This window comes from Sphingosinithalassobacter sp. LHW66-3 (assembly GCF_050703275.1).
In the GTDB taxonomy this organism is placed as follows: Bacteria; Pseudomonadota; Alphaproteobacteria; order Sphingomonadales; family Sphingomonadaceae; genus Sphingomonas.
This window is the reverse complement of sequence record NZ_CP193482.1, coordinates 542,218-558,989: the sequence shown is the minus strand read 5'-3', so window position 1 is coordinate 558,989 and position 16,772 is coordinate 542,218. Positions and strand designations below refer to the sequence as shown.

The 16,772-nt window shown below is 67.3% G+C and carries 14 protein-coding genes; 7 read left to right on the top strand and 7 right to left on the bottom strand.

Annotated elements, in window-relative coordinates:
• Positions 1–61 precede the first annotated feature (61 nt).
• Entirely contained in the window at positions 62–415 is a 354-nt protein-coding gene (locus tag ACQ450_RS02595; RefSeq protein WP_188054977.1) for a response regulator, read from the top strand.
• 10 nt (positions 416–425) lie between these two features.
• Here ACQ450_RS02595 and ACQ450_RS02590 read toward each other — a convergent pair whose 3' ends face one another.
• Positions 426–863 carry an acyl carrier protein gene (locus ACQ450_RS02590; protein ID WP_431470388.1) on the bottom strand — a complete coding sequence of 146 codons (438 nt, stop codon included), beginning with the start codon at positions 861–863 and terminating at the stop codon, positions 426–428.
• A gap of 135 nt (positions 864–998) precedes the next feature.
• Here ACQ450_RS02590 and recA point away from each other — a divergent pair, with 135 nt between their 5' ends.
• The 4 genes from recA to ACQ450_RS02570 all read left to right on the top strand — a co-directional run bounded on the left by recA (position 999) and on the right by ACQ450_RS02570 (position 5,495).
• The gene (gene recA / locus ACQ450_RS02585) at positions 999–2,084 is read left to right on the top strand and encodes a recombinase RecA (RefSeq protein ID WP_188054975.1); all 1,086 of its coding nucleotides are present in this window, start codon (positions 999–1,001) and stop codon (positions 2,082–2,084) included.
• Positions 2,085–2,258: 174 nt separating this feature from the next.
• Positions 2,259–2,900, top strand: a complete 642-nt coding sequence (locus ACQ450_RS02580) for a glutathione S-transferase family protein (RefSeq protein WP_431470387.1) — start codon at positions 2,259–2,261, stop codon at positions 2,898–2,900.
• Positions 2,901–2,928: 28 nt separating this feature from the next.
• Positions 2,929–4,248: a dicarboxylate/amino acid:cation symporter gene (locus ACQ450_RS02575; protein WP_431471264.1), complete on the top strand. Its 1,320-nt coding sequence runs from the start codon at positions 2,929–2,931 to the stop codon at positions 4,246–4,248.
• On the top strand, positions 4,248–5,495 hold the full coding sequence (locus tag ACQ450_RS02570; RefSeq protein WP_431471263.1) for a M24 family metallopeptidase: 1,248 nt from the start codon (positions 4,248–4,250) through the stop codon (positions 5,493–5,495). The genes ACQ450_RS02575 and ACQ450_RS02570 overlap by 1 nt, the downstream gene beginning before the upstream one ends.
• A gap of 18 nt (positions 5,496–5,513) precedes the next feature.
• On the opposite strand, the gene ACQ450_RS02565 is transcribed toward ACQ450_RS02570, so the two are convergent.
• The 5 genes from ACQ450_RS02565 to ACQ450_RS02545 form a co-directional block, all read right to left on the bottom strand.
• Complete coding sequence (locus tag ACQ450_RS02565; protein ID WP_431470386.1) at positions 5,514–7,502, bottom strand: BCCT family transporter; 1,989 nt, start codon at positions 7,500–7,502, stop codon at positions 5,514–5,516.
• Between the two features lie 230 nt (positions 7,503–7,732).
• Positions 7,733–9,355: an acyl-CoA dehydrogenase family protein gene (locus ACQ450_RS02560; RefSeq protein WP_431470385.1), complete on the bottom strand. Its 1,623-nt coding sequence runs from the start codon at positions 9,353–9,355 to the stop codon at positions 7,733–7,735.
• Between the two features lie 15 nt (positions 9,356–9,370).
• The gene (locus ACQ450_RS02555; protein WP_431470384.1) at positions 9,371–11,152 is read right to left on the bottom strand and encodes a cation:proton antiporter domain-containing protein; all 1,782 of its coding nucleotides are present in this window, start codon (positions 11,150–11,152) and stop codon (positions 9,371–9,373) included.
• 238 nt (positions 11,153–11,390) lie between these two features.
• Entirely contained in the window at positions 11,391–12,611 is a 1,221-nt protein-coding gene (locus ACQ450_RS02550; protein ID WP_188054969.1) for an NADP-dependent isocitrate dehydrogenase, read from the bottom strand.
• 100 nt (positions 12,612–12,711) lie between these two features.
• Entirely contained in the window at positions 12,712–14,499 is a 1,788-nt protein-coding gene (locus tag ACQ450_RS02545) for a methyl-accepting chemotaxis protein (protein WP_431470383.1), read from the bottom strand.
• Positions 14,500–14,678: 179 nt separating this feature from the next.
• On the opposite strand from ACQ450_RS02545, the gene ACQ450_RS02540 reads away from it, so the two are divergent.
• Entirely contained in the window at positions 14,679–15,401 is a 723-nt protein-coding gene (locus ACQ450_RS02540) for a phosphatidylserine decarboxylase (protein WP_188054967.1), read from the top strand.
• Between the two features lie 3 nt (positions 15,402–15,404).
• Here the strand turns inward: ACQ450_RS02540 and ACQ450_RS02535 are convergent, their stop codons facing one another.
• Entirely contained in the window at positions 15,405–15,626 is a 222-nt protein-coding gene (locus ACQ450_RS02535) for a hypothetical protein (RefSeq protein WP_431470382.1), read from the bottom strand.
• Positions 15,627–15,881: 255 nt separating this feature from the next.
• On the opposite strand from ACQ450_RS02535, the gene rpsB reads away from it, so the two are divergent.
• A complete protein-coding gene (gene rpsB, locus ACQ450_RS02530) occupies positions 15,882–16,742 on the top strand; it encodes a 30S ribosomal protein S2 (protein ID WP_188054965.1) in 861 nt (286 codons plus the stop codon).
• Positions 16,743–16,772: the final 30 nt, after the last annotated feature.

The window sequence follows — 16,772 nt, the reverse complement described above, 5'->3', positions numbered from 1 at the left end:
CGAAGTGCTGCGCGCGGAATGAGGGCGAGCCGTTCGACGGCCGCGGGCGTGGCGAAGCTCCATGGCTGAGCCGCAGCGCGTCCTGATCGTCGAGGACGAACCGCTCATCTCGATGATGCTCGAGGATTTTCTCGATCTGCTCGGCCGCCGCGTCGCGGGCACGGCCGACAGCTGCGAGACTGCGATTCCCCGGATCGAAACCGGCGATATCGATGCCGCGATTCTCGACGTGAATCTGCGCGGCGGCGAAAAGAGCTGGCCGGTCGCCGATGCGCTGGCCGCTGCGGGGATCCCGTTCGTCCTCGCCACCGGCGGATCCGACGACACGATTGTCGAGGTCTACAAGGATCGCCCGGTGCTCTCCAAGCCCTTCACGCTCGAAGGCGTCGAAGCCGCGCTCGATTCGCTCGGCTGAGGCGCTCGCCTCACCAGCGCCCGCGCCGGGCGGCCGCCACCACTTCGTCGACGCGGATCGGCGCCTGGCCGCGCCGCGGTGCGAGCCGCGCGATCAGCCACACCGCGCCGATCGCCAGTCCGATCGCGAGCACTCGGGTGCCGTCGCGTGTCAGGTAGAGCCTTTCGCCGAGCCAGTCGCCCGCCAGCGCGCCGCCGACCGCTGCCGGCAGGAACGCCAGCCATGCGACGAGCGGCAGCCGCTCCGGCCCGAAATGCCGGTCCCAACGCTTCCATAGCGCCGTCAGCTCGACCTGGTGGCGCGCCGCGACCGCAGTGAAGAACCCCACCGCCGCGTCGCCGTGCAGCCCCAGATCCTGCAGCAGCCGCGAATCGCCGCGGATCCGGTCGCGCGCCACGCCGCTGCGTTCGGCCAGAAGGTCGTGTATGTCCTGTTCGATGATGCTCACCGGGCGCTTCTAGCCGCCAGGGGCGGGGAAGGGGAGTGGTGAAACGTTCCGCTCTTGTTCCGTCGGAACATTTGGTGTACGCCACCATTCACGTTGAATGCGTGACGGCAATCCTCTAGCGGCGAGGGCTTCGAAATGGCGGCATCTCTCAAGGTGATCGACGGCAAGATGGCAGCATCCACGGACAAGGCGGCGGGCGACCGCCAGAAGGCGCTCGACGCGGCGCTCGCCCAGATCGACCGCGCGTTCGGCAAGGGCAGCGCGATGAAGCTCGGCCAGAAGGAGGCGATGCAGGTCGAGGCGATCTCGACCGGCTCGCTCGGGCTCGACATCGCGCTCGGCGTCGGCGGCCTGCCGCGCGGCCGCGTGATCGAAGTCTATGGGCCGGAAAGCTCGGGCAAGACCACGCTGGCGCTGCACGTCATCGCCGAGGCGCAGCGGATGGGCGGCACCGCCGCCTTCGTCGACGCCGAGCATGCGCTCGATCCGGTCTATGCCCGCAAGCTGGGCGTCGACATCGACGAGCTGATCGTCTCGCAGCCCGATACCGGCGAGCAGGCGCTCGAGATCACCGACACGCTCGTCCGCTCGAACGCGATCGACGTGCTGGTGGTCGATTCGGTCGCCGCGCTCGTCCCGCGTGCCGAGATCGAAGGCGAGATGGGCGACAGCCATGTCGGCTTGCAGGCGCGGCTGATGTCGCAGTCGCTGCGCAAGCTCACCGGCTCGATCAGCCGCTCGCGCTGCATGGTGATCTTCATCAACCAGCTGCGCATGAAGATCGGCGTGATGTACGGCAACCCCGAGACGACGACGGGCGGCAACGCGCTCAAATTCTACGCTTCGGTCCGTCTCGACATCCGCCGTACCGGCCAGATCAAGGATCGCGACGACATCGTCGGCAATTCGACGCGCGTGAAGGTGGTGAAGAACAAGGTCGCCCCGCCGTTCAAGCAGGTCGAATTCGACATCATGTACGGCGAGGGTATTTCCAAGATCGGCGAGATCCTCGATCTCGGCGTGAAGGCCGGGCTGGTCGAGAAGGCGGGCGCCTGGTTCAGCTACGACAGTGTCCGCATCGGCCAGGGACGCGAGAACGCCAAGACCTTCCTCAAGGAAAATCCCGAGATCTGTCAGCGGCTCGAAGCCGCGATCCGCGGTCGTACCGAGCAGGTCGCCGAGGAGATGATGACCGGCCCCGACGCCGAGGACGATCTCTGATCGCGTAGAAGAAGCCGCCGTCGCCCGCTCTCGGCGGGGCGGCGCGACGGCGATGGGAGCCTCTCCCGTCGAAGGACCCGGCGCACTCCCTGCGCCGGGTCTTTTCGCGTCCGGTCGACGCGGCGGCCGTTTCGTGCTCAAGCAGGCGCGCTATCGCAGATCAGGAGAGCCCGGATGACCATTCGCGTCCACCATCTCGAAAATTCGCGTTCGCAGCGCGTGCTCTGGATGCTCGAGGAACTCGAGCTTCCCTATGAAGTCGTTCGCTACGCGCGCGATCCCAGGACGATGCTCGCCCCGCCCGAGCTGCGCAAGGTCCATCCGCTGGGCAAGTCGCCGGTGATCGAAGACACCAGCACCGCCGCGGGTCCGCGCGTGGTCGCCGAAACCGGCGCGATCGTCGAATATCTGGTCGAGAAGGCGGACGGCCGCCTCGGCCCGCCCTCGCACCGCGAGTCGGTCCTGCGCTATCGCCATTTCCTCCATTATGCCGAAGGCTCGCTGATGCCGCCGCTGCTGCTCAAGCTGGTGCTCGGCCGCATCCCGCTCTTCGGCAGGAGCGCGCAGAAGCGCATCCAGCCGATGATCGACGTCCATCTCGACTGGATCGAAGCCGAGCTCGGCGGCCGCCCGTGGTTCGCCGGCGAGGAATTCACTGCCGCCGACGTGATGATGAGCTTCCCGCTCGAAGCCGCGGTCGCGCGCGCCGGCGCCGCGGAGGCCCGCCCGCACATCGCCCGCTGGCTCGAGACGATCCACGCCCGCCCGGCCTATCGCTCGGCTCTCGCCAAGGGCGGCCCCTATGCCTATGCGTGACGCGAACGACATCACCGGGGGGACTGGAATGGAAGCGACGCCGCCGCGCGAGGATCAGCGCGAGAGCAGGTTGCAATGGTGGATGCTGGGCGGCTTCGCGCTCGGCCTGGCGCTCGGCCTGATCGTCCATTTCTACGCCGCGGGTGCCGATTGGGTGGCGTTCGTCACCACCTATGTCACCGGCCCGATCGGCCAGCTGTTCCTGCGGCTGCTGTTCATGCTGGTCATTCCGCTGCTCTTCTCGGCGCTCGTCGTCGGCATCGCGGAGATGGGCGAGGTCCGCTCGCTCCGCCGCGTCGGCCTGCGCACGCTGCTGCTCACCGTCGTCGTCTCCTCGGTCGCCGTCCTCATCAGCATCGGCTGGGTCAACTGGCTGCGTCCGGGCGACGGCACCGATCTCGCAGTCGTCCAGGCGATGCTCGACGAAGCCGGGGCAGGCGCCAGCGCGATTCTCGAGCGCACCGGCTCGACGCCCACCGGCATGGACGCGCTGCTCTCGATCGTCCCGTCGAACGTGATCGCCGCGATGACCGCAAACGACATTCTCGCGGTGATGTTCTTCGCGCTGTTCTTCGGCATCGGCATCCTCATCGCCGGCAACCGGCCCGAGGTGCAGGTGCTCCAGCGCGGCATCGAGGGCATCTTCACCGTCGCGATGAAGCTGATCGGCATCGTCATCAAGATGGCGCCGCTCGCGGTCTTCTGCTTCATGTTCAATCTGGCGGCACTGTTCGGCTGGGAACTGATCGCCCGGCTTTCGGCCTATGTCGGCGTGGTGCTGCTCGCGCTCGGCACGCAGATGTTCGTCGTCTTCCCGCTGCTGCTGGTGCTGATCGCGCGCAAGAGCCCGATCGCCTTCTTCCGCCAGACCTCGGAAGCCAGCGTGATGGCCTTCTCCACCGCCTCATCGAACGCCACGCTGCCGACGGCGCTGCGCGTCGCCGACATGGAGCTCAAGCTGCCGCGCAAGGTCGCCCGCTTCGTGCTCACTGTCGGCGCGACTGCCAACCAGAACGGCACGGCGATGTTCGAGGGCGTCACCGTCCTGTTCCTCGCCCAGTTCTTCGGCGTCGAGCTCGATTTCCTGCAGCAGCTCACGGTCATGCTGATCTGCATCCTCGGCGGCATCGGCACGGCGGGCGTTCCCGCCGGCTCGCTGCCGGTGGTCGCGCTGATCCTCGGCATGGTCGGCGTTCCGCCCGAAGGGATCGGCCTGGTGCTCGGGGTCGATCGTTTCCTCGACATGTGCCGGACCACGCTCAACGTGGTGGGCGATCTGGTTCTCGCCACGGTGGTCTCGCGCGGCGAATATGATCCGCCCGAAGCGGCCGAGCCGGTGGTCGCATGATGCGCCTGTCGCGCCGTGCGATGCTGGCGGCGGCCGCCGCCGCGCCGCTGCTCGCCCCGGGCCTCGCCTGGGCGATGCAGGATGCCGCCGAGCTGACCGACATCACCGGCGGCGTGCAGCCGATCGGCCCCGACGAGCGGCGCGCGCGGATCGCCCGTGCCCAGGCGCTGATGCGGCGGCACGGCATCGGATCGGTGCTGATCGAGCCCGGCGCCAGCATGATCTACTTCACCGGCGTGCGCTGGTGGCGCAGCGAGCGGCTCACCGCGGTCGTGCTCCCGGTCGAAGGCGATCCGCTGATCGTCACGCCCTTCTTCGAGGAGCCGTCGGTGCGCGAATCGCTCGGCATCGATGCCGAGGTCCGCGTCTGGCAGGAACATGAGGATCCGCTCGCGGTCGTCGCCGGCTGGCTGCGCGAGAAACGGCTTGCGGACCGGCCGGTCGGAATCGAGGAGACGGTGCGCCACTTCGCGGTCGATGGGCTCGCCCGCGCGCTTCCGGGTGCCGAAATCGTGTCCGGCAATCCGGTCGTCCGCGGCTGCCGCATGCTCAAGTCGCCGCACGAGATCGCGCTGATGCAGGCCGCTACCGACGTCACCGTCGCCGCCTATCGCTGGACCTGGCCGCGGATCGAGGCGGGGATGAGCCCGCGCGACATCGGCGCGCTGATGCGCGCGGCCACCACTCGGCTCGGCGGCAGCGTCGAATTCAACCTGATCCTGCTCGGCGAGGCCTCGGCCTATCCGCACGGATCGGGCCAGCCGCAGCAGGTCCGCCCCGGCGAAGTCGTCCTCATGGACTGCGGCTGCTCGGTGCACGACTATGAGTCGGATGTCTCGCGCAGCTTCGTGTTCGGCGATCCGAGCGTCGAGCAGCGCCGGGTCTGGAACCATGTCCGCCAGGGTCAGCAGGTCGCGTTCGATGCGGCTCGGATCGGTCGCCCCGCCGGCGCCGTCGACGATGCCGTGCGCGCCTATTACCAAGGCCTCGGCTACGGCCCGGACTATGCGCTGCCCGGCCTCTCGCACCGCACCGGTCACGGCATCGGGCTCGAGGGGCACGAGCCGGTGAACTTCGTGCGCGGCGAGACGACTCCGCTCGCACCCGGGATGTGCTTCTCGAATGAACCCGGCCTCTACCTGCCCGGCCGCTTCGGCATCCGGCTCGAGGATTGCCTCTACATGACGGAAGCCGGCCCGCGCTGGTTCAGCGAGCCGCCGCCGTCGATCGAACGGCCGTTCGGCTGACCGGCCGCGCGCTGCCCGCTATTCCATCCGCCGGGTGTGGCGGAACCGGGCATAGCGGTTGAGCAGATCGTTGATGATCTGGTCGCCGCTGAATCCGGTCACGTCGTGCGGCTGGTCGCCTTCGGAAGAGGACGCCATGGCCCGGAAATGGCGCCGCTCGCCCGCCTCGGCCTTGCGGCTTTCGGCCCAGGCGAAGCTCGGCGAGCGAAAGCCCCGCGCGCGCACGGTGTAGCGGAATGCGCCGCGCTCGCCGTGCGGCACGGTCACGTCGATATGCTCGCCGTCCCCGGTGAAGCTCGGCTCCAGCCCCGCCGCCCGCAGCTCGGCTGCCACGGCGTCGAGCGCCGGCCGCACCGTGCCCGTCAGGAAATCCGCGATGTCGCTCTTGTCGTTTTGGCTGGTGATGCTCGCCAGCCGCTGCTGCCAGCTCAGATGCGGTCCGGGAGGTGTTTCCTCGGCCACGCCCATGTCGATCGAGCTTGCCTTGCCTTCCATCTGCAGCGCGCGCAGCAGGCCGTAGGCGATAAACACCATCACCACTGCGAAGGGCAGGGCGCTCGCGATCGCCGCCGTCTGCAGCGCCTGTAGCCCGCCGGCGAGCAGCAGCACCGCCGCGACGCCGCCGGCCGTCACGGCCCAGAACACCCGCTGCCACACCGGCGGGTTCTCCGCCGCGCCCGACGTGATGATGTCGATCACCAGCGCGCCCGAATCGGCCGATGTCACGAAGAAGGTGATGACCAGCAGCGTGGCGATCCCCGACGTGATCGTCGCGAGCGGCAGCGCGCTCAGCGTCTCGAACAGCGCGATCGGCAGATTGTCCGCCACCGTCGCCGCGATCGGCGCGGCGCCTGACAGGTCGAGCCCGATCGCCGTGTTGCCGAACACGGTCATCCACAGGAAGGTGAAGGCGACCGGCACCAGCAGCACGCCCATCACGAATTCGCGGATCGTTCGCCCGCGCGAGATGCGGGCAATGAACATCCCGACGAACGGCGACCAGGCGATCCACCAGCCCCAGTAGAACAGCGTCCAGTCGCCCAGCCAGGGATTGGGCTCATAGGCGTACATGCGGAAGGTCCGCTGCACGACCGCGCCCAGATAGGTGCCGATATTCTGCACGAACGCCTGGAGCAGGAACACCGTCGATCCGGCGAACAGCACGAAGGCGAGCAGCGCCACCGCCAGCACGATGTTCAGCTCGGAAAGGCGCTTCACGCCCTTGTCGAGCCCCATGACGACCGACAGCGTGGCCATGCCGGTGATCGCCGCGATCAGGATTAGCTGGACCGAGGTGGAGGTCGGCAGGCCGAACAGATAGCCGAAGCCCGCGGTCACCTGGAGCACGCCGAGGCCGAGCGACGTCGCGACGCCGAACATCGTGCCGAGCACCGCGAAGATATCGATCGCATGGCCGATCGGGCCGTGGATGCGCTTGCCGATCAGCGGATAGAGGGCCGAGCGGATCGCCAGCGGAAGCCCGCGGCGGAAGGCGAAATAGGCGAGTGCCAGCCCGACGACGATATAGATCGCCCAGGCGTGCAGCCCCCAATGGAAGAAAGTGAGCATCATCGCCTGCCGCGCGGCATCGAGCGTGCGGCCTTCTCCCACCGGCGGCATGGCATAATGCTGCACCGGCTCGGCGACGCCGAAGAAGATGAGGCCGATGCCCATCCCTGCGCTGAACAGCATCGCGAACCAGCTGAGATAGCTATAGTCCGGCTCGCTCTCGTCCGGGCCCAGCTTCACGTCGCCGAAGCGGCTCAGCATCAGATAGAGGACGAAGACGAGGAACCCCGCCACGACGAGGATGTAGAACCAGCCGAAATCCTCGACGATCAGCGCCTGGATCTGGCCGAACAGCCCGCCCGCCTGTTCGGCGAACAGCGCCCCGCCCAGAGCGAAGGCGAGGATCAGTGCTGCCGAGATGAAGAACACCGGCGGATTGACCTGCATGCGGCGTCCGCTGCCGGCGGGCGCGGCTTCCTCGAGGATGGCGTCCTCCATCGTGCGATCTGCTCCTCTTCTGCGGGTGCGTGGGGAACGTGGCCGGGCGGGGCTTTGTTGCGGCGTGCGGAAATCGCTGTCCTACACGCCGACGATCTGCCAGCCTCGGCAGGCTCTTTGACACGGTCGATCCCCACTTGCGGCTCCGCGCAACTTAAGATCGCGACGGCGCAAGATTCGCAAAGGATCGGCGCGAAAACCGCGAAGCGAAGCGCCGCCGACGCCGCGACTCACTGCCGCGCGACGATCGCCTGCGTGTCGCATCCGCTCGACAGCGTGCCGAAGCTGCGGCCGCCGCCGCCCGCGATGCGCGTCGCGACGAACGCATCGGCTATCGCCGCCGGCGCGTGCCGGATCAGCAGCGACGCCTGGAGCAGCAGCGCCAGCCGCTCGGCGACGAAGCGGGCCTCCGCCTCGGCGGGCGCGCCTTCGCCCAGCCGCTCGGCGAGCGCGGCGACTTCGCGGTCGAACCGCGCATCGCCGCCGCTTGCCGCCGCCAGCTCGGTGCGAAACGCCTCGAGCGCCGCCGGTTCCTTCGCCAGCGTGCGCAGGATGTCGAGCGCGATGACGTTGCCCGATCCTTCCCAGATCGCGTTGAGCGGCGCCTCGCGATAATAGCGGGGCAGGGGCGTCTCCTCGACGTACCCCGCGCCGCCCAGGCATTCCATGCACTCGTAGACGAAATTGGCGCAGCGCTTGGTCAGCCAGTATTTGGCGACCGCCACGCCCAGCCGGGCGAACGCCGGCTCGTCGTCGAACGCCCGGGCGACCCGCATCACCAGCAGCGCCGCCGCCTCATATTCGACTGCCAGATCGGCGATCACCGCGGTCATCGCCGGCTGGTCGATCAGCGTCTTCTGGAACGCGCGCCGGTGGCGGACGTGGTGCACCGCTTCGGCCAGTGCGCGCCGCATGATGCCCAGCGTTCCGGCGACGGTGCCCAGCCGGGTGTGGTGGACCATGTCGATGATCGTCCGCACGCCGCGGCCTTCCTCGCCGAGCAGTTCGGCATGGGCGCCGTGATATTCGATCTCGGACGAGGCGTTGGATTTGTTGCCCAACTTGTCCTTCAGCCGCATCACATGGATCGCGTTGCGGCTGCCGTCGGGTGCGATCCGCGGCACCAGGAAGCAGCTCAGCCCCGCGTCCGTATAGGCAAGCGTCAGGAAGCCGTCGCTCATCGGCGCCGAGCAGAACCATTTGTGGCCGGTCAGCCGCCAGCCGCGCCCGTCGCGCTCGGCACGCGTCGTGTTCGCCCGCACGTCGCTGCCGCCCTGCTTCTCGGTCATCGCCATGCCCAGCGTGATGCCGCGCTTGCCCGGGATCGGCACCAGCGGCGCGTCATATTCGCCGCCGATCAGCGCGGCGAGCCAGGGCCCCGCGGTCTCGGCGTCGGTGCGCAGCGCGGGCACCGCGGCATAGGTCATGTTGATCGGGCACATCACGCCCGCTTCGGCCTGCGTGAACAGCGCCAGCATCGCGGCATGGGCGACATGCCCGCCCGGTCCCTCGCGCCGCCAGGCGATGTCGTGGATGCCATGCTCCATCGCGAGCGCCATCAGCTCGTGATAGGCGGGGTGGAAGCGAACCTCGTCGATCTGCCGGCCATAGCGGTCGAACCGGATCAGTTCGGGCAGGTGCCGGTTGGCGAGCTCGCCCAGTTCGAGCACATGCTCGGACCCCACTGCGGCGCCAAGTGCGGCGAGCGGCGCCTCCAGCCAGGCGCCGCCTTCGCGTAGCGCCGCCTCGCGCAGTGCAGCGTCGGTGGCGAAGAGGTTGCGGCCGCCGAATTCGGGGGGCTGGTTGGTGACCTCATGCGTCTGCAACGCGGTCCGCGGGGCATAGCGTGCCATGAAATTCCTCTCCGCTCAGGCTTCTGCCTCGATGTCGCGTTTGCGCGAGTTGCGCAGCCGCGGCTCGCGTTCGAGTCCCGCGGCTTCCTTGATCGATTTGCGCATCTCGTCGCGCTTGTCGTGGATCGATGCGATCACTGGCCCCACGGCAATTCCGAGGTCGACCAGCAGCGCCTCGGAAAGCTGCAGCGAACTTTCCAGCGTCTCGGGCACTGCATCGGTGGCGCCGGCCTTGTAGAGCTCCGCTGCATGGCTCGAATCCCGGGCGCGGGCGATGATCGGCAAATGCGGCACCCAGTTGCGGACCCGCCGAGTGAGGTGCACCGTCAGCACTGGATCGTCCATCGTCAGCACCAGCGCGGTCGCACGGCCGAGATTGAGCCGATCGACGAACTCGGATCGCGTGACGTTTCCGAACAGCGCCGGATAGCCTTCGCGCCGCGCGGTGCTCACTGTGTCGATGTCGGCATCGACCGCGACATAGCGCTGGCCGTGGCGTGCGAGCATGTCGGCTACCGTGCGCCCCACGCGCCCGAAACCGATCACGACCGTGCCCGGCCCTTCCGGAGCTATCGCGGCTTCCGGCTCGGCTGCCTGTGCGCGGCCCTCGATCAGTCGGGAGACTGCCTTGCCGGCGCTGGCGAGCAGCGGCGTGACCGTGAGGCCGATCGCCGTCACCGTGGTCCAGAAGGCTGCGGTGGAAGGAAGGATCAGCCCCGCGCCCGCCGCTACGCCGAGCACGATCAGCGTGGTCTCCGACGGGCTCGCCATCAGCACGCCGGTTTCGACGGCTACGCCGGTGCGGGCCCCGTTGAGCTTGAGCAGCCCGACCGTGACGGCGACCTTGATCGCCATCACTCCCAGAATCGCCATCAGCAGCTCGGTCCAGTTCGCCGCCACCAGCCGAAGATCCAGCTGCATGCCCACGGTGATCAGAAACACGCCCAGCGCAAGGCCGATGAACGGGACGGTAATCGCCTCGACTTCGCTGCGATACTCGGTTTCGGCGATCAGCAGTCCCGCGATCAGCGCGCCGACAATCGGCGAGAGGCCTGCCGCCGTGGTGGCGAGGCTCGCCACGATGACGACGAGCAGGCTCGCCGCCAAAAACAGTTCCGGGCTCTTGGTGCGCGCCGCTTGGGCGAAGAGCTTGGGTAAGACGAAGCGGCCGCCGACATACAGCACTGCGATGGTCAGCAGCCCCCAGCCGGCGACGCTTGCAAGCCCCACCCAGCCGGTCTCGGTGGCGGTAGGGGCCATCGCGCCGAGCATGAAGATGATCGGCACGAGCGCGACATCCTCGAACAGCAGCATCGAAAATGCCGCACGGCCGACCGGTGAGGCGGTGCCGGTCATCGGCAGGACCAGCGCGGTGGAGGAGAGCGCGAGCGCGAGACCAAGCCCGATTGCGCCGCCCCATGCCTGGCCGATGAGATGCAGCCCCACTCCGATCAGGATGCCTGCTCCCAGCAACTCCGCCGCGCCGACGCCGAACACCAGCGTCCGCAACATCCAGAGCCGTTTGAACGACAGCTCCAAGCCGATCGAGAACAGCAGCAGGATGATGCCGAACTCGGCATAGGGTTCGATCGCGTGCGGATCGGAAATGGTGATGTGGTAGAGCCAGGGATATTCGTCGACGAGCGATCCGAGACCCGCCGGCCCGGCGAGGATCCCGACCAGGATGAAGCCTATCACGGGGCTGATCCGGAACCGCGCGAACGCCGGGATCACAAGCCCGGCCGCGCCCAGGATCACGAGCGCATCGCTGAAACCGCTGTTGTCGACGTTGAGCATCGGCGTATCTAAGCGGTTGCGGCGCCGCTTGTCATGCAGAGTTGCCGAATTGGATGCCGATGTCGCGTTTGCGAGCGGCGGAACGGCAGATCCTGCGGACCGGGAGCCGGTCAGGTTGCGGACCGGAAACGTCGACCGGCTTGATCGGAGGCGAGGGCCGGCTCGGCAGCGCGGGCACCGCCCCCTACCATGATCATTCGCCGGAGGCGTCGCGGGGAGCGGCGCCTCCGGCTGAAGACTAGCCCTGCTTCGCCATTGTACGCTCGAGATTCTCGCGAATGGCTTCGAAGAACTGCTCGGTGGTCATCCACGGCTGGTCGGGCCCGATCAGGATCGCGAGATCCTTGGTCATCTGGCCTCCCTCGACCGTCTCGACGCAGACGCGCTCGAGCGTCTCGGCAAATTTGGTCACTTCGGGAGTCCCGTCGAACTTGCCGCGATACTTCAGCCCGCCGGTCCAGGCGAAGATCGACGCGATCGGGTTGGTCGAAGTCGCTTTGCCCTGCTGGTGCTGACGATAGTGGCGCGTGACCGTGCCGTGCGCCGCCTCGGCCTCGACCGTCTTGCCGTCGGGAGTCATCAGCACCGAAGTCATCAGGCCGAGCGAGCCGAAGCCCTGCGCGACCGTATCCGACTGCACGTCGCCGTCATAGTTCTTGCAGGCCCAGACGAACTCGCCGTGCCACTTGAGCGCGGAGGCGACCATGTCGTCGATCAGGCGGTGCTGATACTCGATGCCCAATTCTTTGAACTTCGCCTCGAACTCTTCCTCGAAAACCTGCTGGAAGATGTCCTTGAAGCGGCCGTCATAGGCCTTCATGATCGTGTTCTTCGTCGACAGATAGACGGGCCACTTGCGGTCCAGGCCGTAGTTCAGGCTGGCGCGCGCGAAATCGCGGATCGAATCGTCAAGATTGTACATCGCCATCGCGACGCCGGCGCTCGGGAACTGGAACACTTCCTCGTCGATCACGGTGCCGTCGTCGCCTTCGAACACCAGGCGCAGCTTGCCGGGGCCGGGGACGCGATAGTCTGTCGCCTTGTACTGGTCGCCGAAGGCATGGCGGCCCACGACGATCGGCTTGGTCCAGCCCGGAACCAGGCGGGGGACGTTCTTCATCACGATCGGCTCGCGGAAGACGACACCGCCCAGGATGTTGCGGATCGTGCCGTTTGGCGACTTCCACATCTTCTTGAGATCGAATTCCTCGACCCGCTGCTCGTCCGGCGTGATCGTGGCGCATTTCACGCCGACGCCGTACTTCTGGATCGCCTTGGCCGCCTCGACGGTGATCCTGTCGTCGGTCTCGTCGCGCTTCTGGATCGACAGGTCGTAATATTCGAGGTCGATGTCGAGATACGGCTGGATCAGGCGCTCGCGGATCCACTGCCAGATGATCCGAGTCATCTCGTCGCCGTCGATCTCCACGACGGGAGTCTTCACCTGAATCTTAGCCATCAATGTCTCGCTCGTCCTAGGGGGAAGTTTGCCGGAGCGTCTAGGACCAAGCCGACGGCGGATCAACCGGGCACGCGCCCACGATCGACCCGCCCGTGGTTCAGGCCGCGACTGCGAGTGTTTGCGGCGCCCCGCGCCCACAGCCGTGCGGCGGCGCGCCCAGGCCTGGAGCCGTCACCCGGAAGCGTGCGGCAGTCTCGACCAGCGACGCGATCTCGCCCGAGAGGCTGCGGGTCGCCGCCGCAGATTCCTCAACCATTGCGGCATTCTGCTGCGTCGCGCGGTCCATCGAGAGCATCGCGCCGCTGATTTCGCCGACTGCCGAGGCTTGCGCGTGATTGTCGCCCGCGATTCCGCTCACCAGCGCCTGGACGTCCTCGACGCTGGTGTGGATTGTGTCGAGCGCACCATTGACCTGATCGACTGCGGATACGGCGGACTCGATGTCGCCGCGCGTGGTGGAAAGCTGACTACGGGCCCGTCCGGCTTCTTCCTCCGCGCGCATCGCGAGGGCCGAAACCAGATCGGCAACCACCGCGAAGCCGCGGCCCGCCTCGCCGGCACGGCCAGCTTCCACCGCCGCGTTCATGGCGAGCACCCGCGTCTGGAACGCGATCTTGTCGAGCCCGTCGATGACTCCGTCGATGCTGGTGGCGCTATCGGCGACGCGCACCATCGCGGCGACCGCCTGGTCCACCACGGCGCGCCCGTCGGCGACGACCGTCGTCGCTTCGCCGGCGCTTCCCGACGTGCGCTGCGCAGCGCCGGCGGTGGCTTCCGCCCGCGCCTTCATCTGCGTGATGGCGGCCGAGCTTTGCTCGATGCTTGCGGCGTTCGCCTCGGTCCGTTTGGCGAGGCTTTCGGTCGCCGTCGCGATTTCATCGGCGCTGCCCCGGATCGCGGCGGCGCTGGTCATCACCGCCCCGACGAGTTCCCGCAGCGATGCGAGCGCATCGTTGAAGCTGGTCCTGACGCCCGAATAGGTTGCGGGGAAGGCAGCGCCGATATCGGCGGCGAGATCGCCCTCCGCCACGCGCCCGAGCTGAACCGCGAGGGTTTCGACTACCAGCCTCTGCTCGGCTTCCGCACGCGCGCGCTCGGAATCGGCAGCGGCCTTGGCAACGGCCGTATCGCGAAAAACGAGCACGGCACTGGCCATTGCGCCGATCTCGTCGCCGCGATGCGTGCCGGGCACCGTCACGTCATTGTTCCCGGCGGCAAGGTCGCGCATCGTGCCGGTCATCTCGACGATCGGACGGCTGAGCATCTGGCGCAACAGGAACCACGATGCGCCGATGATGATCACCAGCAGGACGCCGCCCACCACTACCGCAATCTCTTCATGCACGCTGGCGACACCGATTTCGTGGAGGCTCGCCTGCACAGCCTCGTATTTGGCTACACGGATCGCCTCCACTCCTCCGATCAGTTCGGCAACTTCGCCTTCGCCGCCAGTGGCGGCAAGCCGCTGCACCTGCGCCGCAACCTCAGGGGAGAGCCCCGCCATGACCTGATCCGCGTGGGCATGCTGCCACTGTTCGGCACGCTCGACCGCATCGGCGAGCGCCGCCTTTTCGGCCGGATCCTCGAGAAGCGACTGAAGCTCGCCGGCCGCGCGCCGAAAATGGTCGAGGCTCGCGCGGAACGCCGCCAGATCGGCGGGATCGCCGCTAACCGCATGGCCACGCAGATTGGTGACGGCGAGCAGCAGTGCATTCTCCGCCTCGGCGGACAGCGCCTGCTCGTGATCGATCCGGTCGTTGGTCCGGGTCAGCGCCGCGACATGCGCCGAAGTGGCGAAGACATAGATGCACATTGCCGCAGCGGTCGCGAGGACCAGCGCGAAGGCAAGGGCGAGCTTGTGGGAAATCGACACACGATTGAGCATAAACCGCTCCTTCGCGACACCGCCCCGCGCGGAGCCGCACCTTCCCAATATAGCGCAACGAGGACGGTGCGAACGCAGCAAGCACTTGTTTTATCGCATGGGTTTAAGCCGTCTGCGGCTCGGGGCGGGGGCCCCGGGGAAGGTTTGTGTTGCACCTGCGACACAGCTATAGCTGCAACATGCCAGCGAACGAGACGTCATCCGCCGCGACTGTGAAGTGGCGGATACCCGACATTCACCCCGAGGGTCGCAAATATGTGCTGATTGCCGGGGTCGCTGCGTTCCTCGCGTGGCTGCTGTTGGATTTCATGACCTGGCCGCTGATCATTCTAACGGCTTTGGTCGCTGCGTTCTTCCGCGATCCGGTGCGTGTCACGCCGCAAGGGGAGGGACTGATCATTTCGCCTGCCGACGGGCTGGTGACAATGATCGAGCGCCTGCCTCCGCCTGCTGAGCTCACCGGCCCGCAGGGACTAGGCGACGCTCCGCTCACGCGCGTATCGATCTTCATGAGCATCTTCGACGTGCATCTCAACCGCACACCGGTCGGGGGCAGTGTGCGCCAGGTCGTCTATGTTTCCGGCCGTTTCCTCAATCCCGATCTCGACAAGGCGAGTGAGGAGAACGAACGGCAGCATATCGTCGTCGAGGATCGTGACGGGCTGCGGATCGGCTTCACGCAGATCGCCGGTTTCGTCTCGCGGCGGATTACCAGCTTCGTAAAGCCTGGCGACATGGTGGTGCGCGGCCAGCGTGTGGGACTGATCCGCTTCGGTAGCCGCGTCGACGTCTATTTGCCTGACGATTATGGCTGCCAGGTTGCGCTCGGTCAGCGCACGATTGCGGGCGAGACCGTGCTCGCCCGTAGGGGAGCGGGCTCCGTTACCGGGGTGGCGCAATAGCGGTCATGCCGCGACCGAGATGCCGCGCGCCGACACCGTCTGCACGCGCACGACCGGGCCACGACCCGCGCCGCGCGGCCGCGGTGGGAGTTCGGCGCCAACCACCGGCCCGCAACGCAGCAGGAACAGCGCGCGCGGCGCGCGCGGCAAGACCGTGGATATGATGGTCCATAGCGAAGCGAGCAACACGCCTGAGAACAGCAGCGAAGTGAGCAGCGACATCATCGAACATCTCCCCTTTGTGGCAGTATCGAAGCGGAAGCCCTTCCGCCTGATCCGCAGCGGAACGACCGTCAATCCCGTTACGAACACGGTATGTTCCGTGTGTGTTCCGGTGTCAACGCTTGTATTTCGTCCGCGTCTCGGCTAAGGGCCCGCGCTCAACCCGCATGGGAAGCACATAACCCGGTGCTCCGCCGGTGCCTGAACGCACCCGGAGTCATCGCTTCCCAGAGGATCAACCGGAAGGAGACTATCCCTATGGCGGCTCCCGTCGTCACCATGCAGCAGCTGCTCGAATCGGGCGCGCACTTCGGTCACCAGACCCACCGCTGGAATCCGAAGATGAAGCCGTACATCTTCGGCGATCGCAATGGCGTTCATATCATCGACCTGTCGCAGACCGTGCCGCTGTTCGCGCGCGCGCTCGACTTCATCAACGCCAGCGTCGCCTCGGGCGGCAAGGTGCTGTTCGTCGGCACCAAGCGCCAGGCGCAGGAGCCGATCGCCGAGGCCGCGCGCCGCTCGGGCCAGCATTTCGTCAACCATCGCTGGCTGGGCGGCATGCTCACCAACTGGAAGACGATCAGCCAGTCGATCCGCCGCCTGAAGAACCTCGAGGAACAGCTGGGCGGCGACACGCACGGCCTGACCAAGAAGGAAATCCTCAACCTCACCCGCGAGCGCGACAAGCTCGAGCTGAGCCTTGGCGGCATCCGCGACATGGGTGGCATTCCCGACATCATGTTCGTGATCGACGCGAACAAGGAAGAGCTGGCGATCAAGGAAGCCAACACGCTCGGCATCCCGGTCGTCGCGATCCTCGATTCGAACGTGTCGCCCGACGGCATCGCCTTCCCCGTTCCGGCGAACGACGACGCCAGCCGGGCGATCCGTCTGTACTGCGAGGCCGTCTCGATCGCCGCCACCCGCGGCGGCCAGGATGCGATGGTGAGCAGCGGCCGTGATTTCGGCGCTATGGAGGAGCCGCCGGTCGAGGCTGCGGTTGCCGACACCGGCACCGAGAGCGGTGAGCCGGCGCCGGCCGCCGAACCCGAGCAGCCCGCCGCGGCGACTGAGCCCGAGACCGCAGCCGAGGGCGAGCGCCAGCTCGACGCCTGAGCCTCGTCATCGAACCGTAATCGGGGCGGG

Excerpts from the sequence above, each read along its gene's own strand:
- ACQ450_RS02575 (WP_431471264.1), top strand. The coding sequence starts at position 2,929 with ATGGAAGCGACGCCGCCGCGCGAGGATCAGCGCGAGAGCAGGTTGCAA.
- ACQ450_RS02535 (WP_431470382.1), bottom strand. The coding sequence starts at position 15,626 with ATGATGTCGCTGCTCACTTCGCTGCTGTTCTCAGGCGTGTTGCTCGCT.
- ACQ450_RS02545 (WP_431470383.1), bottom strand. The coding sequence starts at position 14,499 with ATGCTCAATCGTGTGTCGATTTCCCACAAGCTCGCCCTTGCCTTCGCG.
- recA (WP_188054975.1), top strand. The coding sequence starts at position 999 with ATGGCGGCATCTCTCAAGGTGATCGACGGCAAGATGGCAGCATCCACG.
- ACQ450_RS02540 (WP_188054967.1), top strand. The coding sequence starts at position 14,679 with ATGCCAGCGAACGAGACGTCATCCGCCGCGACTGTGAAGTGGCGGATA.
- ACQ450_RS02580 (WP_431470387.1), top strand. The coding sequence starts at position 2,259 with ATGACCATTCGCGTCCACCATCTCGAAAATTCGCGTTCGCAGCGCGTG.
- ACQ450_RS02555 (WP_431470384.1), bottom strand. The coding sequence starts at position 11,152 with ATGCTCAACGTCGACAACAGCGGTTTCAGCGATGCGCTCGTGATCCTG.
- ACQ450_RS02560 (WP_431470385.1), bottom strand. The coding sequence starts at position 9,355 with ATGGCACGCTATGCCCCGCGGACCGCGTTGCAGACGCATGAGGTCACC.
- rpsB (WP_188054965.1), top strand. The coding sequence starts at position 15,882 with ATGGCGGCTCCCGTCGTCACCATGCAGCAGCTGCTCGAATCGGGCGCG.
- ACQ450_RS02595 (WP_188054977.1), top strand. The coding sequence starts at position 62 with ATGGCTGAGCCGCAGCGCGTCCTGATCGTCGAGGACGAACCGCTCATC.
- ACQ450_RS02570 (WP_431471263.1), top strand. The coding sequence starts at position 4,248 with ATGCGCCTGTCGCGCCGTGCGATGCTGGCGGCGGCCGCCGCCGCGCCG.
- ACQ450_RS02550 (WP_188054969.1), bottom strand. The coding sequence starts at position 12,611 with ATGGCTAAGATTCAGGTGAAGACTCCCGTCGTGGAGATCGACGGCGAC.
- ACQ450_RS02565 (WP_431470386.1), bottom strand. The coding sequence starts at position 7,502 with ATGGAGGACGCCATCCTCGAGGAAGCCGCGCCCGCCGGCAGCGGACGC.